General features: G+C 69.9%; 25 protein-coding genes. 14 read left to right on the forward strand and 11 right to left on the reverse strand.

Annotated features, from left to right (window positions below):
• Positions 1-10: 10 nt before the first annotated feature.
• The 7 genes from LGN19_RS00820 to LGN19_RS00850 form a co-directional block, all read right to left on the reverse strand.
• Positions 11-958 (reverse strand): TauD/TfdA dioxygenase family protein, encoded by a 948-nt coding sequence (locus LGN19_RS00820; protein ID WP_122949287.1) that lies wholly within the window; start codon positions 956-958, stop codon positions 11-13.
• Positions 959-1,116: 158 nt separating this feature from the next.
• A complete protein-coding gene (locus tag LGN19_RS00825; RefSeq protein ID WP_174958482.1) occupies positions 1,117-2,070 on the reverse strand; it encodes a TauD/TfdA dioxygenase family protein in 954 nt (317 codons plus the stop codon).
• 148 nt (positions 2,071-2,218) lie between these two features.
• Positions 2,219-3,064, reverse strand: coding sequence for an ABC transporter ATP-binding protein (locus LGN19_RS00830; RefSeq protein WP_226212854.1), 846 nt, complete (start codon positions 3,062-3,064; stop codon positions 2,219-2,221).
• A gap of 40 nt (positions 3,065-3,104) precedes the next feature.
• Positions 3,105-3,926 (reverse strand): ABC transporter permease, encoded by an 822-nt coding sequence (locus tag LGN19_RS00835; RefSeq protein WP_226212855.1) that lies wholly within the window; start codon positions 3,924-3,926, stop codon positions 3,105-3,107.
• Between the two features lie 39 nt (positions 3,927-3,965).
• On the reverse strand, positions 3,966-4,808 hold the full coding sequence (locus tag LGN19_RS00840) for an ABC transporter permease (RefSeq protein WP_226212856.1): 843 nt from the start codon (positions 4,806-4,808) through the stop codon (positions 3,966-3,968).
• A gap of 16 nt (positions 4,809-4,824) precedes the next feature.
• Positions 4,825-5,892 carry an ABC transporter substrate-binding protein gene (locus LGN19_RS00845; protein ID WP_226212857.1) on the reverse strand — a complete coding sequence of 356 codons (1,068 nt, stop codon included), beginning with the start codon at positions 5,890-5,892 and terminating at the stop codon, positions 4,825-4,827.
• A 181-nt stretch (positions 5,893-6,073) separates the two neighbouring features.
• Entirely contained in the window at positions 6,074-6,454 is a 381-nt protein-coding gene (locus tag LGN19_RS00850) for a hypothetical protein (RefSeq protein ID WP_226212858.1), read from the reverse strand.
• Between the two features lie 294 nt (positions 6,455-6,748).
• Between LGN19_RS00850 and LGN19_RS00855 the strand changes: the two genes are divergently transcribed.
• The 12 genes from LGN19_RS00855 to LGN19_RS00910 all read left to right on the forward strand — a co-directional run bounded on the left by LGN19_RS00855 (position 6,749) and on the right by LGN19_RS00910 (position 17,280).
• Positions 6,749-6,931 carry a Flp family type IVb pilin gene (locus tag LGN19_RS00855; RefSeq protein WP_041493341.1) on the forward strand — a complete coding sequence of 61 codons (183 nt, stop codon included), beginning with the start codon at positions 6,749-6,751 and terminating at the stop codon, positions 6,929-6,931.
• Positions 6,932-7,019: 88 nt separating this feature from the next.
• A complete protein-coding gene (locus LGN19_RS00860) occupies positions 7,020-7,493 on the forward strand; it encodes a prepilin peptidase (protein WP_175221523.1) in 474 nt (157 codons plus the stop codon).
• A gap of 20 nt (positions 7,494-7,513) precedes the next feature.
• Complete coding sequence (cpaB, locus tag LGN19_RS00865; protein WP_226212859.1) at positions 7,514-8,551, forward strand: Flp pilus assembly protein CpaB; 1,038 nt, start codon at positions 7,514-7,516, stop codon at positions 8,549-8,551.
• A 54-nt stretch (positions 8,552-8,605) separates the two neighbouring features.
• Complete coding sequence (locus tag LGN19_RS00870; RefSeq protein WP_122949295.1) at positions 8,606-9,988, forward strand: type II and III secretion system protein family protein; 1,383 nt, start codon at positions 8,606-8,608, stop codon at positions 9,986-9,988.
• Between the two features lie 15 nt (positions 9,989-10,003).
• Complete coding sequence (locus tag LGN19_RS00875) at positions 10,004-10,384, forward strand: CpaD family pilus assembly lipoprotein (protein WP_122949296.1); 381 nt, start codon at positions 10,004-10,006, stop codon at positions 10,382-10,384.
• A 21-nt stretch (positions 10,385-10,405) separates the two neighbouring features.
• A complete protein-coding gene (locus LGN19_RS00880; protein WP_226212860.1) occupies positions 10,406-11,629 on the forward strand; it encodes an AAA family ATPase in 1,224 nt (407 codons plus the stop codon).
• Positions 11,626-13,041: an ATPase, T2SS/T4P/T4SS family gene (locus LGN19_RS00885; protein WP_226212861.1), complete on the forward strand. Its 1,416-nt coding sequence runs from the start codon at positions 11,626-11,628 to the stop codon at positions 13,039-13,041. The genes LGN19_RS00880 and LGN19_RS00885 overlap by 4 nt, the downstream gene beginning before the upstream one ends.
• On the forward strand, positions 13,038-14,015 hold the full coding sequence (locus tag LGN19_RS00890) for a type II secretion system F family protein (RefSeq protein WP_226212862.1): 978 nt from the start codon (positions 13,038-13,040) through the stop codon (positions 14,013-14,015). Before LGN19_RS00885 ends, LGN19_RS00890 begins: the two co-directional genes overlap by 4 nt.
• Complete coding sequence (locus LGN19_RS00895) at positions 14,012-14,956, forward strand: type II secretion system F family protein (protein ID WP_226212863.1); 945 nt, start codon at positions 14,012-14,014, stop codon at positions 14,954-14,956. Before LGN19_RS00890 ends, LGN19_RS00895 begins: the two co-directional genes overlap by 4 nt.
• A complete protein-coding gene (locus LGN19_RS00900; protein ID WP_174958495.1) occupies positions 14,953-15,822 on the forward strand; it encodes a tetratricopeptide repeat protein in 870 nt (289 codons plus the stop codon). Before LGN19_RS00895 ends, LGN19_RS00900 begins: the two co-directional genes overlap by 4 nt.
• Positions 15,819-16,247 (forward strand): TadE/TadG family type IV pilus assembly protein, encoded by a 429-nt coding sequence (locus tag LGN19_RS00905; RefSeq protein ID WP_226212864.1) that lies wholly within the window; start codon positions 15,819-15,821, stop codon positions 16,245-16,247. The genes LGN19_RS00900 and LGN19_RS00905 overlap by 4 nt, the downstream gene beginning before the upstream one ends.
• Positions 16,240-17,280, forward strand: a complete 1,041-nt coding sequence (locus tag LGN19_RS00910; RefSeq protein WP_226212865.1) for a TadG family pilus assembly protein — start codon at positions 16,240-16,242, stop codon at positions 17,278-17,280. The genes LGN19_RS00905 and LGN19_RS00910 overlap by 8 nt, the downstream gene beginning before the upstream one ends.
• On the opposite strand, the gene LGN19_RS00915 is transcribed toward LGN19_RS00910, so the two are convergent.
• Entirely contained in the window at positions 17,244-18,506 is a 1,263-nt protein-coding gene (locus LGN19_RS00915) for a glycosyltransferase family 87 protein (RefSeq protein WP_226212866.1), read from the reverse strand. The two genes, LGN19_RS00910 and LGN19_RS00915, sit on opposite strands and share 37 nt — an antisense overlap.
• Positions 18,507-18,521: 15 nt before the next feature.
• Positions 18,522-19,601 carry a glycosyltransferase family 2 protein gene (locus tag LGN19_RS00920; RefSeq protein ID WP_226212867.1) on the reverse strand — a complete coding sequence of 360 codons (1,080 nt, stop codon included), beginning with the start codon at positions 19,599-19,601 and terminating at the stop codon, positions 18,522-18,524.
• 338 nt (positions 19,602-19,939) lie between these two features.
• On the opposite strand from LGN19_RS00920, the gene LGN19_RS00925 reads away from it, so the two are divergent.
• A complete protein-coding gene (locus LGN19_RS00925; RefSeq protein WP_226212868.1) occupies positions 19,940-20,314 on the forward strand; it encodes a phage protein NinX family protein in 375 nt (124 codons plus the stop codon).
• Between the two features lie 22 nt (positions 20,315-20,336).
• Here the strand turns inward: LGN19_RS00925 and LGN19_RS00930 are convergent, their stop codons facing one another.
• A complete protein-coding gene (locus LGN19_RS00930) occupies positions 20,337-21,323 on the reverse strand; it encodes an ABC transporter substrate-binding protein (protein ID WP_226212869.1) in 987 nt (328 codons plus the stop codon).
• A 160-nt stretch (positions 21,324-21,483) separates the two neighbouring features.
• Entirely contained in the window at positions 21,484-22,374 is an 891-nt protein-coding gene (locus LGN19_RS00935; protein WP_226212870.1) for a LysR family transcriptional regulator, read from the reverse strand.
• A 100-nt stretch (positions 22,375-22,474) separates the two neighbouring features.
• Between LGN19_RS00935 and LGN19_RS00940 the strand changes: the two genes are divergently transcribed.
• Positions 22,475-24,046, forward strand: a complete 1,572-nt coding sequence (locus LGN19_RS00940) for an MFS transporter (protein WP_226212871.1) — start codon at positions 22,475-22,477, stop codon at positions 24,044-24,046.
• Positions 24,047-24,061: the final 15 nt, after the last annotated feature.

Below are 24,061 nucleotides of genomic sequence, written 5' to 3' on the forward strand. Positions count from 1 at the left end.
TCGGGCCGGTTCAGTTGAGCGCGACCGCCGCCGCGGCTTCGACCGGCGAGCCTTCGAGTGCGACCGATGGCCTGCCGTCAGGGCCGACGGGCACGTCGCCGGTGAGCGTCGTGCGATAAAGCTGGCGGTCGAAGTCGAGATCGAAGATGTCGACGGGCGCGAGGTGGGCGGTCGCGCGGTTGTCCCAGAACGCGATGCTGCGCGGTTCCCACTTGAAGCGGATCGTGAATTCCGGCCGTGTCACGTGTTCCCACAGCAGTTCGAGCAGGGCCTGGCTCTCGCGCGGTGTCAGCCCGACAACCGATTTCAGGAAGCTCGGGCTCACGTACAGCGCGCGTTCGCCGGTCTCAGGATGCACGCGCACGAGCGGATGCTCGGTCACGAGCGGGCGGCGTTCGACCGCCTCGTCGAACGCACCGGTGGCGCGCGCGCCGGCCGGCGGCGTGAAGCGGTGAATGCCGCGCAGGCCGTCGACGAAGCCGCGCAGCGGCGCGGACAGGGTGTCGTACGCCCGCACGAGGTTGGTCCAGTGCGTATCGCCGCCGTAGGGCGGGATCGTCACGCCGCGCAGGATCGACGCCCACGGCGGGTTCACGGCGGCCGTCACGTCGGTGTGCCAGCCGGTCCACGGCCGGCGCACCGGCTCGCCTTCGAAGCGCGTCGCCTTGCGATGCTTCGCGACCGAATAGACGGCCGGATGCCCGTCGACGTGCCCGAACACCGGGTGGCCGACCGTCGGCTCGCCGAACTGCGCGGAGAACGCGACGTGCTGCTCGTGCGTGAGGAACTGTTCGCGGAAGAAGATGACGCGCCATTTCAGCAGCGCGGCGCGGATCGCCGCGATCTGCGGCGTGGTCAACGGTTGCGTGAGGTCGACGCCGCGGATTTCCGCTCCGATATGGGCGGACAGCGGGATCACGTCGACCGGCTGGGAGACGGGTTCGAGTAGGGCGCTCATGCGACGCTCCTGGCGGAAGTGAACGGGATGGAGGGCCGACATCGTTGCGCGTGCAGGCGTCGGTCCGGTGGCGGGAAGGGCATGGTCGGTGTCCGGTAGCAGAAAGCGGGGCGGGCGCGGCGGCGCGCACGGCGCGCCGCCGCCGCGGGACGCGCGCGTTATTGCAGCGTCGCGCCCGGCCCCTTCAGCACGACGCTCTGGCGGCCGTCGATGCCGACCGGCACGTCGCCGTGCACGGTCGCGCGGCGCACGACACGGCGCGCATCGCCGTAGTCGTTGATCGCGTAGTGCTGCGTCGCGCGGTTGTCCCAGATCGCCACGTCGCCTTCCTGCCAGTTCCAGCGCACGGTGTTCTCGAGACGCGTCACGTGCTCGTGGAACACCTGCAGCAGATGCGCGGAATCCTGCGCCGACAGCCCCTTGAGCCGCTGCACGAAATGCCCGAGCACGAGCGTGCGTTCGCCGGTTTCCGGATGGACGCGCACGACCGGGTGCTCGGTTTCGTAGACGGTCGACGTGAACACTTCGCGGTAGCGCTTCAGTTGCGTATCGTCGGCATGCACGTGCGTCGACGCGTAGTCGTACGCGTTCGTATGCAGCGCCCACAACGTGTCGGCGAGCGCGCGCAGCGGGTCGGGCAGGTTCGTGTACGCGGCGGCCGTGTTGGCCCACACGGTATCGCCGCCGAACGGCGGAATCACGACCGCGCGCAGGATCGAGATCTTCGGGTACGCATCGACGAACGTCACGTCGGTGTGCCACGAATTGGCGCGCGCGCCGTGCGCGGAATCGAGTTCGAGCAGGTGTGCGCTGCCGTCGACGGACGGCACGGTCGGGTGCGCGACGGTCGTGCCGAAGCGGCGTGCGAACGCTTCCTGCGCGGTGTCGTCGAGATGGTGCTGGCCGCGGAAGAACAGCACCTTGTGGCGCAGCAGCGCGGCCTGGATCGCGTCGAACGTCGCGTCATCGAGCGTGCCCGACAGCCGCACGCCGGCGATCTCGGCGCCGATCCGACCGGCGACCTGGCGAAGCTGGAGCGGAGTGGCGGCCGTGCGCGGCGCGGCGTGCGAAGCATGCGAAGACGGGTGAGCGGCGTGCTGGACTTCGGACATCGGGAGTCTCCTGGAGTCGGGTCGGTCGAGTCTCCATTCAAGCAGGGACCGCGCGCAATCGGAACCGATGAATCGTCACAACCTTAGCGTGTGCGCAGCGACGATCGATATGCATCGTCATGCTGAACAACCCGGCGCGTCATGCGTGCTACCACGCAAGCCGCCACTCGCCGATCCGGTGCGGGCGCGGCGTGTCGATGCGCTTGCCGCCCGGGCGATCGTCGCCCGGCGGTTCGCTGTCGTCGAAATCGGCGAGCACGGTGTCGCGCAACCGCGCGAATTCCGGCGAATCGCGCCGGCGCGGGCGCGGTAACGCGACCTCGACGATGCGTTCGATGCGGCCCGGGCGCGGCGCCATCGTCACGACGCGGTCGCCGAGATACACGGCTTCGTCGACGTCGTGCGTGACGAGGATCATCGTGATGCGCTCCTGTTCCCAGATGCGCAGCAGTTCGTTCTGCATCCGCGCGCGCGTCTGCGCGTCGAGCGCGCCGAACGGCTCGTCGAGCAGCAGCACGCGCGGGCGGTTCACGAGGCCGCGCGCGATCGCGACGCGCTGCGCCATCCCGCCCGACAGCTGGTTCGGGTACGCATCCTCGAAACCGTTCAGCCCGACCAGCGCGATGTGATCGGCAACCGCGCGCCGCTTCGCGGCCGCGTCGAGTGGCGCGTTGCGCAGCGCGGCCTCGATGTTCTGCGCGACGGTCAGCCACGGGAACAGCCGGTGATCCTGGAACACGATCCCGCGCTGCAGCGACGTGTCGCGCACGCGTTCGGCGCCGGCCCGGATCTCGCCCGCGTAGTCGGCGTCGAGCCCGGCGATCAGCCGCAGCAGCGTCGACTTGCCGCAACCGCTCGCGCCGACGATCGTGACGAATTCGCCGGCGCGCACGTGCAGCGACACGTCGTCGAGTACGGCGAGCGTAGCGCCGCGTTGCGCGTAATGCTTGCTGACGTGGAGGATGTCGAGCGAATCGGAGGCGAGGGTCGTCATGGCGGTGCGAGGAAGAGGGTGGCGGGGAAGGAACGGTCGATCAGCGCGGCAGGTCGCCGCGCCGGGCCAGCACCTTGCGTTCGATCGCCCGTGCGATCGCGTTCAGCGCCCAGCCGGTCACGCCGACGACGATGATCCCGAACAGCACGAGATCCATCCGGAACTGCTCGCTGCCGTCGATCAGCGTGTTGCCGATCCCGCTGCCGGCGACCAGCAGGTATTCGGCGCCGAGCGTCGCGAGCCACGAATAGATCAGGCCGAGATACAGCCCGGTGAAGATCGACGGCAGCGCGGCCGGCAGGATCACATGGCGGACGAGCTGAAGCCGCGAGTAGCGCAGCGCGCGGGCGACGTCGACATAGGCGCGCGGCACCGCGTGAATGCCGTCGCAGGTGTGCGCGGCGACGGGCAGCAGCGCGGCGAGCGACAGGAACACGACCTTGGCGACGTCGCCGAGGCCGAACCACACGGAAATCAGCGGAATCCATGCGAACAGCGAGATCTGCTTGAACGTGTCGAAGCTCGGGCCAACCATCCGCGCGGCGACGCGCGACAGCCCGAGCGCGGCGCCGAGCAGCAGCCCGCCCGTCGCACCAAGCGCGAAACCGCAGGCTTCACGTGCGAGCGACGCGGATAGCGCGCGGCCGAGCGCACCGCTCGTCGCCTGCGCCCACGCGGTGTGCAGCACGTCGGCCGGGCCGACCAGCAGCCCGCTGCTCACGAGGTGGGCGGAGGCGATCGCCCACCACAGCGCGAACGCGACGAGCGGCAGCACGAAGCCGCGCCAGTCGGGCGCGCGCAGGCGGCGGGTGGCCGTAGAGGCAGGCGGGGTGGCGTCAGGCGCGGCAGCAGGATACGTCAAGGGTGGGACTCCTTCGGTGGCGCGGGCAGGGCCGGCGGTTCAGCCGCGGAACGCCGACGGCACGCCGCGGCGCAGGCGCGCTTCGAGCGCGTCGAGCAGCCGGTTGATCAGCAGGCCGACCGCCCCGACGACGATCACGGCCGCCATCACGAGATCGAGCTGGAACAGTTGCCGCCCGTACACGATCAGGTAGCCGAGCCCTTCGGACGATGCGACGAGCTCGACGACGACGAGCGCGAGCCACGATTTCGTGAACGCGAGCCGCACGCCGGTTGCGAGCGTCGGGATCGCGGCAGGCAGCACGACGTGCGCGATGCGTTGCCGGCGCGTGTAGCCGAACACGCCGGCGACTTCATCGAGCGCGGGCGGTGTCTGGCGAAACCCTTGCAACGTGCTCAGCGTGACGGGGACGAGCGCCGCATGCGCGATCAGCAGGTACTTGAGCGGTTCGCCGACGCCGACGAGCAGCAGCAGGAACGGCAGCCAGCCGAGCACCGGAATCTGCACGAGCGCATTGAAGCTGGGCAGGACGTACGCTTCCAGCGTGCGCGACAGGCCGAGTGCGACGCCGGTCGCGAAGCCGAGCAGCGTGCCGGCCGCGAAGCCGACCAGCACGCGCTGCAGGCTGATCAGCGTGTGGCGCACGAGATCGCCGCTCGTCGCGAGATCGGCAAGCGCGTCGAACACGCGTTCGGGTGGCGGCAGGATTTGCGGCGCGATCCAGCCGCGCGCGCTGCCGATGCTCCACAGCGCGAACAGCAGCGCGGGCAGCAGCCACGGCGCGAGCCGCCACGACCACCGTTTTACGCCCGCCGCACGGTGCGGCGACGCGGCGAGCGCGTGGCGCTCGGATGACGGGATGGAAAACGCGGTGTCGCTCATCGGGGGCGGGTCCGGGTCAGGAAAGGGGCTTGCCGGCCGCGTCGTAGCGTTGCCAATAGTTTTCGAGCTTCAGCGTGCGCAGCGCATTGTCGACATACTTCGGCTCGAACCAGCCGTCGACGTCGACCGGCTGGCGGATCAGCTTCAGCGCCAGCGCATCCTGCGCGACGGACTTGTAGCGCGCGACGACGAATGGATCGATCAGCGGCGACAGGCGATCCTTCAGGCGCTGGTTCGCATAGTCGGCCTGCCACGACGAAACCGGCACGCCGCTCTTCGCCCACAGCTTGAACAGCGCATCGCGGTTCGCTTCATCGGACGACCATTGAGCGCCCTTCACGAGCGCGGTGACGACACGCTGCACGATGTCCGGATGCGCGCGCTCGAAATCGTCGAGCACGAGCAGGTGGGTCTGGCGCGTGAGCTGCGGGCCGTCGTTCTGCGATTCGTAGATGATCTTCGCGAGCCCGGCGTCGCGCAGCTTGTACAGCTGGTAGTCGCCCACCGACGCGTCGATGCCTTTCGACGCGAGTGCGGCGAGCGCGCTCGCGGCGTCGAGGTTGATCACGCGCAGGTCGCGTTCATTGAGGCCGTTTTTCGCGAGCGCGTTGTCGGCGACGAGCTGCAGGTTGGTGCCGCGGAAGATCGACACGCGACGGTCCTTCAGATCCTTGATCGAGCGAATGGTGGAGTCGGGCGGCACCGCGATCTTGACGCCCGAGCGCACGCTCGCGGCGAGCAGCAGGCGCGTCTTGATTCCGTTCGCACGCGCGAGCACGGCGGGCAGGTCGCCCTGGTATGCGAAGTCGAGCGCCTTGTTGGCGATCGCCTCGTTGACGGCCGGCCCCGCGCCCTTGAAGAACAGCCACTGCACCTTGATGCCGTCGGCCGCGAATTCCTTTTCGACCAGCTGCTGCAACTGCGCAGTGGCGGCGCTCGATCCGCCGAACGTCGGCGGATCGCCGGCGCCTTGCTGGGCGACGCCGATGCGGATGGTGGCGGGCTTGTCGGCGTGCGCGGCGGCAGCCGGCAACGCAATGAGGGACGCGATCAGCAGCGATCGAAGCAGACGCAGTGGAAGCATGAATCGATGGATCCGGAACGTTGGGGAGCGAGGCCGGGCGGCAGCCCGTCGACGCATTCTCGATGGCGCCCCGGGGCCGGACAAGCAACGATTTGAACTATGCTTATCGCCGCTTGGCGGGTTGCCGCGCCGGGCGTTTCGTTCTATCCGGATGAGAACGGCATTCACATGCATCTGACATTCAATCAGGATTCCAATCAAGTCGATTGAAGCCGGCCGCGGAATCAGGCAATGGAAGATTGAAAAGTCGCGCTGAAGGCGAGCGTAGATTCACGCGGGGATCACTGGCCGAATCAGGGTGGATAAGCGCGGGCGGGTCGCGGGGGAAACATGATGCGAGGCCGTCATGTTTGCCGGGAAGGCAGGCCGGGCGCGGCGAGATGCGCGCATGCGGATCGACCCCGCATGCGATAAATCGAATGAAAACAGGGTCGGTAAATCGCGCGATGCAACCGTCGCCACGTTTGTTCCGATAGGCGAACCATTCGACCTGCGTCGAGAAAAAATGACCGCAAATGAACGGATGGATTTCATCGTTGCAGGGTGGAATCCATAAATGCATTCCGACGCCAAATAATTTGAATTCGCCTGAAAAATTGTCTATACCCTAGACGAATCAGCGCGGTTGCATCGTGCGGGAATACCGCCCCACGGATGCAGACACGCAACGACCCATGTCGTCGTTGCACGCCGCGTGTTGCAGTGATCGAGAGAGAGAATTCCGGGGGATGCGAACGACCTTGTGCCAGGGTCGCACGCATGGATAGCAATGGGCGAATGCCCTGCGCAACCACCGGAGCAACGGAGCGTCTTTGCGTTCAACGGTCGGTCACCGACCCGTTACACGGAGGTTGCCATGCTGCAATACGTCAAGTCCCTGCTGCGTGACGAACGTGGCGTCAGCTCGCTTGAATACGCGGTGCTCGCCGGAATCGTCGTGGTCGCGCTGGCGGCGGTCGGCGTGATCCTCAGCAGCACCAGCGGCGGCTTGCCGAGCGTGTTCACGACGCTGATCAACAAGGTGACGAGCCTGATCTGATCCCCTGAACCCGCGCGCCACCGACGAACACCGGGATTCGCAGCGGTAGAACGTATCCGGCCGGGGCGTGTCGACGGACGGCTCTCCCATGCTCACGCTCGTGCAGTCGGTGGCCACGGTCTTGCTGGCCTCGCTCGCCGCGCAGGATCTGCGCGACCGGCGCCTGTCCAATCGCGTGGTGCTGGCGTTCGCGGCGCTGTATTTCGTCGCGGCGGCGCTCGCACGCGACGGGTTCGCGCCGCTGGCCGGCCATGTCGCGACCGGCGCGGCGATGCTGCTGCTGTTCGCCGGCATGCGCCACGCGGGCTGGATCGGCGGAGGCGATGTCAAGCTGGCGGCGGCGGTATTCCTGTGGGCCGGCCCGGCACTGGTGTTTCCGGTGCTGACGGGCATCGGCGCGGGTGGTGCGTTGTGCGGCCTCGCGTTGCTGGCGTCACGGCCGCGGCGCGCCGCGCCGGTCCGCGCGGTCGCCGCACGCGGCGTGCCGTACGGCGTTGCGCTCGCGCTCGGCGGCACGCTGGCCGTCTGGGTATCGTTTCCACACACGGTTTCGCTGACCTAGCCGGGGGGACGCACGCCGCCATGCCCAAACCGCTGAGACTGGCCGTGCTCGTCGTTGCCGCCGGCATCGGTGCGTTCATGCTGCGCGAACTGTACGTCGCCGCGTCGACGCCGTCGGTGCCCGCCGAAACGGATCAGGCGCGTGTGCGGGTTGCGGCTGCCGATCTGCCGGAAGGGCTGCTGCTGCGCGACAACGATCTTGCGTGGAAGCGCATGCCGCGCGCGCAGGTGCCGGCTGGCGCGTTCGTCGAGTCGCAGCCGGGCGCGGACCTGAAAGGTGCGCTGCTGCGCAGCCACGTCGGTGCCGGCGCACCGATTCGCGTCGAGAACGTGATTCCGGCCGGTGCGCCGGATTTTCTCGCGGCCGCGCTGCAGCCCGGCATGCGCGCGATCTCGGTGCCGGTCGACGACGTGTCGGGCAACGCGGGGCTGATCCAGCCGGGCGACTTCGTCGACGTGCTGCTGACGCAGCAGATCGGCGGCTCGGCGACGTCGCCCGGCACGTTCGAAGCGGAGACGGTGGTGCGGCGCGCGCGCGTGCTCGCGGTCGGTTCCGAATTCCAGCGCGTGAAGGCGCCGGCAAGCGCGCCGGACGCGACGGCCCGCGCACGCACGGTCACGCTCGAGGTCGCGCCGCGTACCGCGCAGGTCGTGCTGGTGGCGACACGCCTCGGCTCGCTGTCGCTCGCACTGCGCAGTTTCGCGACGAGCGACCGGCGGCAGCCGGCGGGCGGCGACGAGCAGGAGCCCGATACGCAGCCCGTGTGGGCCGGCGACGTGTCGCGCGCGGCCCGCGAGGTCGCACGCGAACCGTCCGCCCGGCCGGAGACGGGCGCGCGGCCGGCGTGGCGGAGCAATGCGGTCGTGATCTATCGCGGTTCGTCGGTCGACGACGGATCGCGTGGCGGCGGTACCGGCACGCCGGGCGTGCCACCGCTGCCGTCCGGGCTGCCGGCCTGGCCGGCGATACCCGCGATGCCCGCGATGCCCACGACGACGGGCGGCGCCAATGTCGCGGCGGATGCGACTACGCAGCCGGCAGGAGTGGCGGCGCAGTGACGGATTGACGATTCGGGCCGGCCGCCCGGCGGCCGGCATTTGACGGGAACACGCATGGTGCGCATGGTTCGTTGGATCGCTTTCTGGTGCCTGGCCTGCGTCTTTGCGTCCGGGGGCGCATTCGCGCAGGTCGCGCGGTCGCCGGACGCGGGCGCGGCGCTGTCGATCGCGACCGGCAAGGGAGAACTGCTGTCGCTGCCCGAGCCCGCGACCGCGATGTTCGTCGCCGATCCGGCCATCGCGGACATCCAGGTGCCGTCGCCGCGCACCGTATTCGTGTTCGGCAAGAAGGCGGGCACGACCACGCTGATCGCACTCGGCGCGAACCATCGTCCGATCCTGCGCAAGACGGTGATCGTGCAGGTCGACACGGCGTCGCTGCAGGGTGTGCTCGACAGCCGCTTTCCGCAGCTGAAGCTGTCGGTGTCCGGTGCGCCGGGCTCGCTGATGGTGTCGGGCAAGGTGCCGAGCGCGGCCGACGCGGACGCCGTGATGCAGTCGCTCACCCCGTACCTGCACGACAAGGAAAAGATCGTCAACCGGCTCACGCTGTCGCGCCCGATCCAGGTGAACCTGCGCGTGCGGGTGACCGAGGTGAGCCGCAACATCACGCAGCAGCTCGGCATCAACTGGAGTTCGCTGGGCGGTGCCGGCAACTTCGTCGGCGGGCTGTTCAACGGACGCACGCTGTTCGATCCGACGAACGGCCTGTTCAACCTGTCGCCGACGGGCGCCTTCTCGGTGCTCGGCGGGTTCCGCGCGGGGCGCTGGTCGATCGACGTCGTGCTCGACGCACTCGACCAGGAGGGCTTGATCACGATGCTCGCCGAACCGAACCTCACGGCGATGTCCGGCGAGACCGCGAGCTTCCTCGCGGGCGGCGAGATTCCGATCCCGGTGGCGCAGGCCGGTTCGTCGACCGGCGCGATCACGGTCGAGTTCAAGCCGTTCGGCGTGTCGCTCGACTTCACGCCGACCGTGCTCGCCGACAACCGGATCAGCCTGAAGGTGCGGCCGGAGGTGAGCGAGGTCGATGCGAACAACAGCGTGACGACCGGCGGCGTCAAGGTGCCGGGGCTCACGGTGCGGCGCGTCGACACGACGGTCGAGCTGTCGAGCGGGCAGAGCTTCGCGATCGGCGGGCTGCTGCAGAGCCAGACGGCCGACACCGTGTCGCAGATTCCGGGGCTCGGCCGGCTGCCGATCATCGGCCGGCTGTTTTCGTCGAAGAACTTCCAGGACAACAAGACCGAGGTGGTCGTGATCGTCACGCCGTACATCGTGCAGCCGGCCGGGCCCGGCCAGCTCGAGCAGGCGATCGACACCGTCGCGCGGCCGAGCAGCGACCTGGAGTTCGCGGTGCAGCACAACCTGGGGCTCGACCTGCTGTCGGGCGACACGCCGCGCCTCGTCGGCGCCGCGGGCTTCGTGTACTGAACCGGAGGAGCGCACATGCGAACCCGATCGACCGTTGCCGCCCTGCTGCCGCTGGTGCTCGCAGGCTGCCTGTCGGCGCCGCCGCCGGTCAACCTGCCCGATGCGCGGTCGATCGGCTTCGACGGCACGCATGCGGTGCCGCCCGATTGCGCGAAGCTGATGCAGCCGTCGCATCTCGTCGACGCGGGGTTTGCGCGGCCCGGCATGCCGTTCGGCTGCGCGACCTACTCGAACCTCGCGGCAATGCTCGCGCGGCCGGAGGATCTCGTCGCGCCCGTACCGTACGGTGGCGCGGACGCGCAGACCGCGGCCGACGCGGTGCGCCGCTACGTCGAGGATCGCGTGAAGCAGCCGACGCCAGGCAAGACGCTGACGACCGGCTCGCCCAGCCATTGACCGGACCCGGATGCCATCACGATGCCGCCCATGAACCTCCTCGACCGTCAGAACGCCCGGCGCGCCGTGTCCGCGGGCGCGGCCGATCTCGTCGCGGTCGTCGCCGATTCGGGCAGCGAGGACGTGATACGCCGCGTCGCGCAGGAGCTGTCGATCACGCGCACCCACCTGCAGGCGGGCACCTGCGACGATGCGATCCGGCTGCTGCAGCAGTACGAGCGTTCACCGCGCCAGCTCGTCATCGACGTGTCGGATTCGGTGCTGCCGGTGTCGGACCTGATGCGGCTCGCCGACGTGTGCGATCCGTCGGTGCGGGTCATCGCGATCGGTACGCAGAACGACGTCGGGCTGTTTCGCAACCTGCTCGGCATCGGCGTGCAGGACTACATCGTCAAGCCGCTGACCGTCGAGCTGATGCGGCGTGCGCTGACCGCGACGGAATCGGTCGTCCAGGCGCGCACCGGCAAGGTCGTCAGCTTCGTCGGCGCGCGCGGCGGCGTCGGCGCGACCACGATCACGGTGAGCCTCGCGCGCTTCCTGGCGGGCGAGAAGCGCCGCCGCGTGGCCTACGTCGACCTGAACCTGCATGGCGGCGGCGCGAACTCGATGTTCGGGCTGTCCAGCAACAACGGGCTGATCGAATTGCTGAACATGGGGCAGCGTCCCGACGACGCGTTGTTCGAGCGCATGTTCGTGACGAAGGGCGACCGGTTGCACGTGCTGTCCGCCGAACTGGCGTATGGCGCCGACGCGCCGTTGGTCGACGAGGCCGTCGCGCGCCTGGTCGACATGCTGAAGGACCGCTTCCATTACGTGCTGTTCGACGTCGGGAGCGGCGCGGGCAAGCTGCTCGAGGACGCGCTCGCGGCGTCCGATCTCGTCCATGTCGTGGTCGACCGTTCGGTGCATGCCGCCTATGAAGCCGCGCGGCTCGTGCGCTTCGTGCGGGAGCTGCCCGGCGAGCGGCTGCTGTCGATGGTGCTGAACAATCCGCTCGCGCCGGTCGCGGGCCGCGTCGAGCCGGTCGATTTCGAGGACGCGTTCGGCGGCGCGAAGCTGCACGAGCTGCCGCACGAGCCGCAGACGCTCGCCGTTGCCGAGAATCTCGGCGAGCCGATCGAAGGCGCGAAGCGGAACGGCTTCCTGGATCAGATCCGCCAGCTCGCGAACGGCATCACCGGCGAACCGATGGTCGTCGCCGAGCCGTGGTACGCGCGGCTCGTCAAGTGGAGGAAGGGATCGTGACGTTCGGTACCCGCAACCGGCCGCCGGCGGACCCCGTGCCGGCCGTGACGCCCGCCGTGGCGAACGAGCCTGCCCCGGCGCCGGTGGACGCACCTTCGCCCGAGTCTGCGCCGGCCCCGACCCGCACATCGGTGGCCGCCGATACCCACGCGCTGATCCGGTCGAGCAAGTTCGACGCGATCCGCACCGCGGTGTTTGCGTCGATGAACATGTCGGCGGCGCTGATGAAGACGCGTGACGAAGTGCGCGCCGGCATCGAGCAGGTGGCCGCGCACACGGTCGATCGCGAGCGGCTGAAGATCACGGCCGGCGAGCAGGTGCTGATCGTCGATGCGATCCTGAACGACATGTTCGGCGTCGGGCCGATCGAGCCGCTGCTCGCCGACGACACGGTCACCGACATCCTCGTCAACGGGCCCGACCAGGTCTACGTCGAGCGCGCGGGCCGGCTCGAACTCACGTCGCTGAAGTTCCGCGACGACGCGCACGTGGCGAGCGTCGCGCAGCGGATCGCGGCGGCGGTGGGGCGTCGCGTCGACGAGAGCAGTCCGATGGTCGATGCGCGCCTCGCCGACGGCAGCCGCGTGAACGTCGTGCTGCCGCCGATCGCGATGCGCGGCACGTCGATCTCGATCCGCAAGTTCGCGAAGCGCGACATCACGCTCGCGCGGATGGCGCAGCAGGGCAACATCTCGCCTCCGATGCTGCAGGTACTGAAGGTTGCGTGCGCGTGCCGGCTGAACATCGTGATCTCGGGCGGCACCGGCTCGGGCAAGACGACACTGCTCAACGCGCTGTCGCAGCACATCGAGCAGCACGAACGGATCGTGACGATCGAGGATGCGGCCGAGCTGCAGTTGCTGCAGCCGCACGTCGTAAGCCTCGAAACACGGCCGGAAAATACCGAGGGGTTGGGCGGAATTTCCCAGCGCGATCTCGTGCGCAACGCACTGCGCATGCGGCCCGACCGCATCATCCTCGGCGAGATTCGCGGCCCCGAGGCGTTCGACGTGCTGCAGGCGATGAACACGGGGCACGACGGCTCGATGACGACGATTCACGCGAATTCGCCGCGCGATGCGGTCAGCCGGCTCGAGAGCATGGTCATGATGGCGAACGCGAACCTGCAGTTGCTGTCGATCCGGCGCCAGATCGCGAGCGCCGTGCACCTGTTCGTGCAGATCGAGCGAATGCGCGACGGCGTGCGGCGCGTCACGCGAATCACCGAGATCGTCGGGATGGAAGGCGAGGTGGTCATCACGCAGGACCTGTTCGTGTTCCGTCAGGAAGGCGATACGACGCGCGACGCGGTGAAGGGCGTGTTCGACGCATCGCCATTGCGGCCGGGATTCGCGGCGCGCGCCGCGTATTACGGCGTCGAGGATGCGCTCGCCGAGGTGTTCCGGCAATGAGGGCCGCCGACCTGTTCGCGGCGGGCGCGTTCGTGATGATCCTCTTGATCGGGCTCGCGCTGTCGTCGTGGTTCGATCGCGCGAGCCACACGCCGGCCCAGCGCATCCGCGCCCGGATGCGCCGGCTGTCGCCGTCGCTCGCCGGGCATGACGGGCGAGCGTCCGCCACGCCCGGTGTCGCGCTGTTCAACCTCGAGCGCCGGCAAGGCCGCCTGCGCGCGTGGCTGCAGCGCCGCGTGACGCGCGTGCGTGCGGTCGGCGGCAAGGGCGGCGTGAGGATCGTCGTCGCGAGCACGATCGCCGGTGCGATCGCGGCGATCGTCGCGGTGAAGCTGATCGGGCCGCCGGGCTTCCTGCGTCCGTTGATCTACGCCGGGCTGCCGCTGGTCGCGATGCGCGCCAGCTACCGTGCGCTGGTGGAGCGCTTCCGGATTCGTTTTCTCGAAGCGTTCCCGGACGCGATCGACGTGATCGTGCGGGCCGTGCGCGCGGGCATTCCGGTCACGCAGGCGATCAGCATGGTCGGCGACAGCGCGGCCGAGCCGGTACGCGCGACGTTTCGCTCGATGGGCGACAGCCTGCGTGTCGGCGCGGATCTCAAGGACGTGCTGACGCACGCGGCGGATCGGCTGATGATCGCGGACTTCTCGTTCTTCACCGTCTACCTGCTGCTGCAGCGCGAGACCGGCGGCAGCCTCGGCGAAACGCTCGACGAGCTGTCGAGCATCATCCGCACGCGCCGCGACATCCGCCTGAAGACCCGCGCGCTGACCGCCGAAGGGCGCATCACGACGAACATCATTTCGGCGGTGCCGTTCGTGATGATCGGCGCGCTGTTCCTCGTGAACCGCGACTACGTGATGCTGCTGTTCACGACGCACCCGGGGCACACGATGCTGACGCTCGCCGCCGGGTTGCTGACGGTCGGCCTGCTGGTGATCCGCAAGATCTCGAAACTGGATACCGCGCGATGACGATGTCGATACTGGCCGCCCGTGGCCTCGAGTTGCTGTTGTTGCTCGGCTGTGTCGCGGTGGCGCTCGCCACGCCCGGCGGCAGTACCCGCCAGCGAATCGCCGCGCGCGTGCGGCTGGCCGCCGGGCAGCATCCGCCGGCACCGGTGGCGGGGTGGCTGCAGCCGGGCGGCGTCCGCCTGGACCTGACGCGCCGCCTCGCGCAGCTCGGCGAACGGCTGCCGGTGCTCGACCCGATGCAGCGCGTGAAACTCGGCCTGCAGCTGACGCGCGCGGGCTTTCGCGAACGCCGCGCGGTGTCGGTGATGATCGGGATCAAGCTGAGCTGCGGCGTGCTGTTCGCGTGCGGCGCGATCGTGTTCAGCCCGCTGATTCCGCGCTTCGGCGAATACTTCGTGATCCGCGCGCTGGCGATGATCGCCGCGTTCGTGATCGGCGTGATCGTGCCGGAATACGTGCTCGGCGCGATGATCCGGCGGCGGCGGCGCATCATCGCCGCGTGCTTTCCGGATGCGCTCGACCTGCTGGTGATCTGCACGATGGCCGGCAACAGCCTCGCGTCGGGCATCCGGCGCGTCGCGCACGAACTGGCGCGCATCTGCCCGCCGCTCGCGGACGAGCTGACCGTGTGCGCGGACGAGCTGACGCTGAGCGGCGACGTGTCCGCGACGCTCGCGCATTTCGCGACGCGCGTCGATTTCACGTCGGCGCGCTCACTCGCGACGACGCTGACGCAGTCGCAGCGGTTCGGCACGCCGATCACGCAGGCGCTGCGCACGCTGTCGCGCACCGAGCGCACCGAGCAGATCGTCGCGCTCGAGGAACGGGCCGCGAAGCTTGCGCCGAAGATCACGCTGCCGATGATGCTGTTCATCCTGCCGACGGTCTGCCTGATCGCGGCGGGCCCGGCGGCGATTCGCCTGCTTGAGGTATTCAGATGACACGATCCGTCGCACGTGCGTTCGCGCTCGCGGCCGTGCTGCCGGTGCTGGCCGGCGGCTGCGGTGCGCCGGGCATCCAGACGCGGCCGGTGCTGTCGCACAAGAGCGACGATCCGCAGGCCGAATTGCGCATCGCCGACAGCGCGCTCGCCGGCGGCAACGTCGATCTCGCGTCGACGCTGTACGAGAAGGTGCTCGCGAAGCATCCCGATTCGCTTGCGGCGCGCCTGGGGCTCGGCGACGTCAACTACCGCGCCGGCGACCTGGAGCGCGCGCGGATCCTGTACGACGAAGCGCAGCGGCAGGCGCCGGCAGAGCTCGGCCCGCGGCTCGGGCTGGCGCGCGTCGCGTTGCGGCAGCGACGCCTCGACGAAGCCGCGCAGCGCTATCGCGATCTGTTGGCCGCGCAACCGAACCATCCGCTCGCGGCGGAAGGGCTCGGCACCGTGCTCGACCTGCAGGGGCGTCATGCGGATGCGCAGGTCGTGTATCGCGACGCGCTGCGCGCGCATCCGGACGCGCAGGGGCTGCGTGTCGACCTCGGGTTGTCGCTCGTGCTGAGCAACCGGCCACGGGAAGGCGTGAACGTGCTGCTCGACGTCGCCGGGCTGCCGTCCGCGCCGTGGCAGGCGCGCCAGAACCTCGCGTTCGCGTACGGCGTGCTCGGCAACACCGATTCGGCGAAGAAGCTGCTGGCGGCGGACATGCCCGCGTCGGCGGTGGCCGACAACCTGCGCTTCTACCAGGCGGTGCGCGCGCGGCTTGCGTCGCGCGGGGGCGCCGGGGTGGCCGGTCGCGCGCCGCCGTTGTCCGGCGCGGCGCTGGAGCCGGGCGTCGTGCCGCCGGGTGCGGGGGCCGCAAAATGACACGCGGGGCGACGGGCGCCCGCCATGCGCGCGGCGTCGTGTCCCTCGAATTCGTGCTGATGCTGCCGTTCCTGCTGATGGTGCTGATCGGCATCATCGATACGAGCCTGCTCCTGTGCGACAAGGCCGTCATCACGAACGCGAGCCGCGAGGCGGCGCGCGCCGGCGTCATGTTGCGCGTGCCGATGCTGACCACGACGCAGATCGCCAGCATTGCGCAGAACGCGATGCAGAACAGCCTGATCACCGGCGGTGCCGCGACGACACCGGCGGTGACCGTGACGCAGGCGAACGGCACGACGGCGGGCACCGCGCTGACGGTGACCGTGACCTACACGTATTCGGGGCTCGTGCTGGGTTCCGCGTTCAGCGCGCTCACCGGCCCGGTGACGGTCTCGGCGACGTCGGTGATGCTCTATGAGTGACGTGACCGCCACACCGTCCGTCGACTCCGCACGGCAGCGCGGGTCGGTGGCGCTGTTCTTCCTGCTGTTCCTGATTCCGCTGCTGTCGTTCGGCGCGCTGGCGATCGACATCGCGTGGGTGGTCACGGTGAACAACCAGTTGCAGAACGCGGCCGACGCGGCCGCGCTCGCGGGGGCCGATGCGATGATGTCGCCGAGCGGCGGCGCGGTGAACTGGTCGCAGGCCGCGCCGGCGGCGAACGGTGTGATCGCGCAGAACTCGGCGGCCGGCGCGGCGCTGTCGACCGGCACGGTGACCACCGGATACTGGAACGTCACGCGCACCCCTGCATCCATGCAGCCGACGACCATCACCCCCGGCCAGTACGACGTGCCGGCGGTACAGGTCACCGTGTCGCGCGCACCCGGCGTGAACGGCGGCTCGATTCCGCTGCTGCTTGGCGGGCTGCTGGGGATCCCCGGTGCATCCGATAGTGCGACCGCGGTGGCGGTGCTGGCGGCGCCGGGCGGGGTCGGGGCAGGCGGGCTGTTTCCGGTCGCGATCGACCAGTGCGTGTACAACCTGTACTGGAACGCGGCGACCAACCAGCCGCTGATCAATCCGCTGACGGGCCAGCCGTTCGAATTCTCGATCACGAACGGCCAGACCTACGGCCTGCTGTGCATGGGCGGGCAGTGGACGTCGTTCCAGTCGACCGCGACCGACACGACGACGATGGGCGGCCTGATGGTGACCGGCAACCCGACGACGCTCAACATCGGCGACAGCATCAACCTCGCGACCGGGGTGAAGGCGACGCTCTATACGTCGGTGCCGGTCGGCACGACGGTGGTGCTGCCGGTCGTCACGCAGACCGCGACCAGCACCAGCGTGCCGATCGTCGCGTTCGCGCCGTTCCATATCGACGTGTCGCTCGGCGGCTCGTACAAGTACATCCAGGGCCATTTCGTCGCAGGCGTGAAGATGACCGGCGTCGCGACCGGCGTCGGGCCGTACTACGGCATATACGTGCCGCCGCGGCTCGCGTTTTGAGCCCCCGGGCCGGCGCGGCGCAGCAGCACGAGGAGCGCGAACAGCGTCACGGCCGGGCCGATCTGCGGCCAGTGCAGCCAGGGGTTCAGGTATTCGACCGCCGGCAGCAGCCACATGAGCGCGATCGCGGTCTGCTCGCCGCGCAGCCAGCCGTCCTGCCAGCCGATCGCCAGCATGCACGCGATCGCGATGCCGAGCCAGGCGAGTTCGTAGTGCCACACGTACGGGTTCGCCGCGAGCGTCGCGACCGCCAGCACCGCCGCGCGCAAGCGGATGTCGCGCGAGCGCGTCCACACGAGGCAGGCGACCGCAATCGCCAGCGCCGCAATGCACGCTTGCGCGGCATACGCGACGCCAGGCGGCAGGCCGGCGAGGCGGAACGCGGCGAACGGCGCCGGCGACGCGAGCCAGAACACGACACCTTGCTCGAGGAGGAGCGACCGCGCGAGCGCCGTGCCGGCGACGAACAGGCGTAGCGACTCGATGCCGCAGATCAGGACGCTCGTCGCGGCGAACGCGGTGGTGGCCAGCGCGGCCCACGCGATCGTGCGCCATGCGCGCGTGGCGACCAGCACGAACGGGAACAGCAGCGCCATCTGCGGCTTGGCCGACAGCAGGCCGATGCAGAGCCCGGCCCACATGGGCCGACGGTCCGCCCAGCAGACCGCCAGCGCCGCGCACGACGCGGTCAGGAACGCGTTCTGCCCGAACATCCCGGTGACGAACACGCACGGGGCGGCGACCAGCGCGAACCCGCCGATGCGCGAGGCGCCGGGGATCGCGCCGAGGCCCGATACGCGGGAGGCGGCGAATCCGAACACGACGACGCCGAACGCGACGAACAGTGGATAGCCGACTGCATACGGCAGCAACGCCAGCGGCGTCACGAGCAGCAGGTTGGTGGGCGGGTACAGCCACGCGACGAGGTCTTCGCGCCGGAACTGCGGAAACAGTTCCGCAGCCAGCCGCGAGAAGGTCGGCAAGTCGTACGCTTGCCACGGCGAGCCGTGCAGCATCACGTACGACGCCGACCAGAACACGGCGTAATCGGGGCCCGGGCGCGACAGCGCGGTGGCGGGCGCGTGACGGACGACGGAGACCCAGATGGCGACGAACAGCGCGTAGCACGCGAGCGCGACCGCACTGTACGCAACGACGCGCCGGGGTGTCAGCCAGGCGCGGACGGGCTGGTCCGCCGATCGTATCGATTGCCGGATGAGATCCATGCGTCGTGCGCGCGGTTACTTGACGGATGCTTTCCGCGCGGCACCGTGGCCGGCGGCTGCGGGTATCGCCGTCCGGCGGCGGGCCGCGTGCGCGCGCTTGAGCGGAAACTGCAGCAGCTTCGATGCCGGATGCGCGGCGGCGTCCCGCTGCGCGTGATAGCGCCGCCGCACGAGATAGACCGGGCGCTGCTTCGACTCGTGATAAATGCGGCCGAGGTATTCGCCGATCACGCCGATGCCGATCAGCTGGATGCCGCCGATGAACAGCATCACGGAGATCAGCGACGCGTAGCCGTGCACGGGATTGCCGAACAGCAGCGTGCGCATGACGATGAATGTGCCGTAGACGAACGACAGCGCGGCGAACGCGAGGCCGATGTAGGTCCACACGCGCAGCGGCACGGTGCTGAAGCTCGTGATGCCTTCGAGTGCGAAGTTCCAGCGCCGCCATCCGGAGAATTTGGAGCGACCGCCGCTGCGTGGCGCACGCGTGTATTCGATGATCTCGGTGCGATAGCCGACCCACGCGAACAGGCCTTTCATGAAGCGCCGCCGCTCGGGCAGCGCGCGCAGCGCGTCGACGACCTGGCGGTCCATCAGCCGGAAATCGCCGACGTTTTCGGGCATCTCGACTTCGGAGAGCCGGTTGTGCACGCGGTAGTAGAGCGCGGCGGCCACGCGTTGCATCAGCGGGTCGCACAGGCGATCGGTGCGCTTCGCGGCAACGACCTCGGCGCCGGCGAGCCAGCGTTCGATCATCGCGGGGATCAGCGCGGGTGGGTCCTGCAGGTCGGCATCGATCAGGATCACCGCGGTGCCGGCGGCTTCGTCGATGCCGGCGGTGAGTGCGGCTTCCTTGCCGAAGCGCCGGGTGAGATCGACGATGCGCACGCGCGCGTCGCCCGCCGCGACATCGATCAGCCTGCCGAGCGTATCGTCGCGGCTGCCGTCGTTGATGCACACGATCTCGAAACGGACCGACTCGACCGATTCGAGGATGGGCAGTGTTGTTGCAAAGAACACGTCGATTGCTTCGTCCTCGTCGTGGAACGGCACGACGAGCGAGACCAGTGGCTTTCTGGCGTGCGCGGACATACGTCCCCCGAGAGATCCGGCCTGTGCTGCACCGTATGGATCCGGTTGCCGTCCGTTGCAGGCCGGACGACTGGCGTTCTGAACATTGTAGGCAGGAATCGGGGATTCGTAGCACGAATCGATGCCGGTGCGGCGGATGCGTAGACGGGCACGTCGACGTTGCGTGACGCGGCGGCGGGGTTCCGATGGCTGGCAGCCCCGTGCGGAGGACGCAGGGCGTCACGCTTCAGCAATATGGCCGGCACGCTGGCAGGGCGCCGTGGCGTCATCGGAGACGCAACGGACGCGCGTGCAACGGTTAGCATGTCGACTTGACGACGACGGTCACGGAGACAGTCATGCAAGTCCAGGATCTGACAGGTGCGCCGCTGGATTACTGGGTCGCGGTCGCGGAAGGCCACGACGCCCCGCGTGCCGATGCATCCGGATGTACGTCGATTCGCGCGGCGGGCGGGGTGCCGACGCCGTTCGCACCGTCGACCTCGTGGACGGACGGCGGCCCGATCGTCGAGCGTGTGCCGTTCGCCGCATTCGAGCGCGACGGCGGGCACGGCGCGTGGCGGGCCGTACTGCACCGGGCCGTGCCGGCCGCGGGCGAGCGCTGCACGTTCAACCAGTCGGGGCCGACGCTGCTGGTCGCCGCGATGCGCACGCTCGTCGCGTCGACGTTCGGCGACGACGTGCCGGACCTCGACATGGCGCGGCCACGCTGAGCACAGCTACGCGCGGCATCGTTCAGGCCGACACGTTCCGGATCGCGATCGATGCGACATCGACGCGCCGTGGCAGGATCGCGTCGGCCGCCGCGCGGTCGGCGACCCGCTGCAGCACGTCGATGTCGGCGCCGCTGAGGCTGCGCTGCGCGAGCGCGGCCCGGCGCACGATGTCGGTGGCCGCATCGGGAGGCAGGCGCGTGAGCGACGCATACACGTTCGCATAGTCGGCCGGATGGGCGAGCGCCCATTGACCCGCGCGGGCGAGCCGCGCCAGCACGTCCGCGAGCGCCGCGCGCTTGGCGCGATCGTCGAGCGTTTCGACCGGCGACGTGAGGAACGCCAGCCCGGAATTGATGCCGCTGCCGTCGCGGAGGATGCGCGCGCCGCGCCGTACCGCATGCCCGTAATACGGGTCGAACGTCGCCCAGATGCCGATCCGCTTCGCCTCGAACGCGGCGAACGCGTCGACGGGCAGCACGAAGCGCACGTCGACGTCGCGCGGCGCGAGGCCGTGTTCGTGCAGCGCGCCGTACAGCTGGTACTGCGAGATGCTGCCGCGCGCGGACGATACGACGACGGTCTGCCCTTTCAGGTCGGCGACGGTGCGGACCGGCGAATCGGGCTGCACGACGATGCCGAGCGACGCCGGTGATCCGACGCGCGTCGCGACGATCCGCAACGACGGGTCGCCGAGCGCGGCCGTCAGCACGGGCAGGTCGCCGGCCGGCGCGAGATCGATCGCCCCCGCACGTTGCGCCTCGAACAGCGGCGCGGCACCCTGGAAGTTGGCCCAGCGGAACCGGTAACGCGTACCGTCGAGCACGCGCGCGGCTTCGGCGAGCGCGCGCAGGCCGCCGGCCTGGTCGCCGAGCACGAGCGTGACGCCCGACAAGTCGGCGCCGGCCGCATCGGCGGGCAGGGCGATGCCGCCGGCAAGCGGCGCGGCGGCGAGGGCGGCAAGACGCTGCAGCACGCGGCGGCGCGCCGGGGCGGAGGATGGATTCATCGGCGGGGTGTCCTCGGTGATCCGCGCGCAGGCGGCGCGGCTGCCGGGCAGGTTACGGAATCGGTTTCCGGCCGACAAACATCGAATCGTGCAATGCATATTCACGCCGCAGCGGCCAGCACGGCCGCCATCGCCGCACGCGGGCGTTTTGTTTGGCGTCTTAAGCAGGGTCTTGCGCGGCGGCCGGAACCGTCCGCAGGAACGCGCGCACCGCCGGCGCCTTTTCGAAGCGCCGGTGCACGAGCGCCAGTTCCGACGTGATCGGCTTGCCGGCGATCGGCCGGTACACGACACCCGGCAGCGACACGCAGCCGGCGAGCGCATCGGGAATCACCGCGACCCAGCCGTTCACCGACACGCACGCGAGTACCGCCAGCAGGCCGCCCGGGCGCGCGGCGATCAGCGGGGCGAAGCGGCCGCGGCGCGCGACTTCGAGCGTGCCGCGCTCCTGTTCGGGCACCGCGAAGCGCGCGTCGGCGAGGTCGGCCGCACGAAGGGTGGCCAGCGACGCGTAGCGCGACCCGGCCGGCACGGCCGCGACGAACACGTCGCGCTGCAGCGTGACGATCCGCAGGCCGCCGGGCAGCGGCAGCGGCGGGCGCACGTATGCAAGATCGAGCTGGCCCGTGTCGAGCTGGTTCGCGACGTCGTCCATCGGCACTTCGCGCAGGTTCAGCTCGATGCGCGGGTGCGCGGCACGAAATGCGCCGACCGTGCGCTGCAGCGTGCCCGAATAGACGGCCGACGACACGTAGCCGATCTCGATCCGGCCGAGTTCGCCGCGCTCGGCCAATGCCGCGAGTTCGCGGCCGCGCTGCAGGTGTTCGACCGCGGCACTGGCCTCGGCGAGATAGGCTTCGCCGGCCGCACTCAGCGTGACCGCGCGGCGCGACCGGTGAAAGAGGCGCACGCCGAGCACGCGCTCGGCCTCCTGGATCTGCCGTGTGAGCGCGGGCGGCGCCATGTCGAGCGCTTCGGCCGCGCGGGCGAAGTGCAGGTGCTGCGCGACGCTCAGGAATGCGCGCACGTGACGGAATTCGAGCCGATCCATGATTGCAATTTTCGTCAATAAAACAGCATCGGAGTGTCAATGACAGGCAATACGGGACAAGCCTAGCATACGGTTCGTTCATCCTGTTCCGGAGTAGCCGATGTCCCAGCCTTCACCGGCGTCGCGCACAGGCGCGGCTGCCGCCCTGCGCACGGGCGCCCGCCTGCCGGCCGCCGCGACACTCGCCGTCGCGTCCGCGACCTGCTCGCTGATCGTGCTCGACACCAACGTCGTCGCCGTGTCGCTGCCGAGCATCGCGCGCAGTTTCCATGCGAGCTTCGCCGATATCGAATGGGTCGTGAGCGCGTACATGACCGCGTTCGCCGCATGCCTGCTGCCGGCCGGCGGGCTCGCCGACCGCTTCGGGCGCAAGCGGATGCTCTTCGCGGGGCTCGCGCTGTTCTTTCTCGCGTCGCTCGGCTGTGGCGTTGCGCCGTCGGCCGGCTGGCTGATCGCCGCGCGGGCAGTGAAGGGCGGCGGCGCCGCGCTGCTGCTGACGGCCGCGCTCGCCGTGATCGCGAACCGTTTTCCGGAAGGGCGCGAACGGGCGCGCGCGTGGGCGATCTGGGGCATGTGCATGGGGATCGCGACGGCCATCGCGCCGCTCGTCGGCGGCGCGATCACGCAATGGATCGGCTGGCGCTGGGTGTTCCTGCTGAACCTGCCCGTCTGCGTGCTGCTCGCGGCCGGCGCGCGCGTCGCGATCGACGAGTCGCGCGATCCGCACGCGAAACGCGTGGATGCGGCCGGCAGCCTGCTGTTCGGCGCGGCGCTCGCGTGCGCGATCGCGGCGCTGATCGGCGCACCGTCGCACGGCTGGCTGTCGGCCGCGACGCTCGGCCGGCTCGCGCTCGCCGCCGCGCTGTTCGCGGCGTTCCTCGGCGCGGAGCGCTGGCAGGCGCGGCCGATGATCGATCTCGCGCTGTTCCGCCAGCCGCGCTTCGTCGGCGCCGTGCTCGCGATGTTCGGCTATGCGGCATGCGCGCAGGTGATGATGACGTTCCTGCCGCTGTACCTGCAGAACGCGTTCGGGATGTCGGCGATCGACGCGGGGCTCGGGATGCTGCCGTTCGCGTTCGCGATGATCGCCGGGCCGTCGCTCGGCGCGGCGCTCGCCGCGCGCGTGTCGTCCGGCGGCGTGCTGGCGGGCGGGCTCGCGCTGATCGGCGCGGGCAACCTCGCGACCGCGGCGCTGACGGCCAGCGGCGACTACCGGCTCGTCGCGCTCGGCATGTTCGTGACGGGCTGCGGCGCGGGCATCATGAACGGCGACACGCAGAAAGCGATCATGGCGTGCGTACCGCCGAACCGCACGGGCATGGCGTCGGGCATCAGTACGACGACGCGCTTCTCGGCGATCGTGACGGCCGTCGGCGTGCTCGGCGCGGTGCTGGCGGCGAGCACGCAGGCGCGGCTCGACCGGCTGCTGTCCGCCGCGCCCGGCTTGCGCGCGTTCGCCGATGCGCCGTTCATGTCGAGCCTGCTGGCCGGCGACCTGGCGCGGGCGCTCGAGCGCGTGCCGCCGTCGGCCGCCGGTTCGCTCGCGCAGGCGGCGCCCGTCGCGTTCGCGAGCGGGTTCGCCGATGCGCTGACGGTGAGCGGCGTGCTGGCGCTCGTCGCGGCCGTCGTTGCCTACAAGTTGCTTACGCAACCGATGCGCGACGGCGCGTGACGCGCGGGGTGGCAC

Origin of the sequence: Burkholderia sp. AU30198 (genome assembly GCF_020419825.1) — a bacterium.
In the GTDB taxonomy this organism is placed as follows: domain Bacteria; phylum Pseudomonadota; class Gammaproteobacteria; order Burkholderiales; family Burkholderiaceae; genus Burkholderia.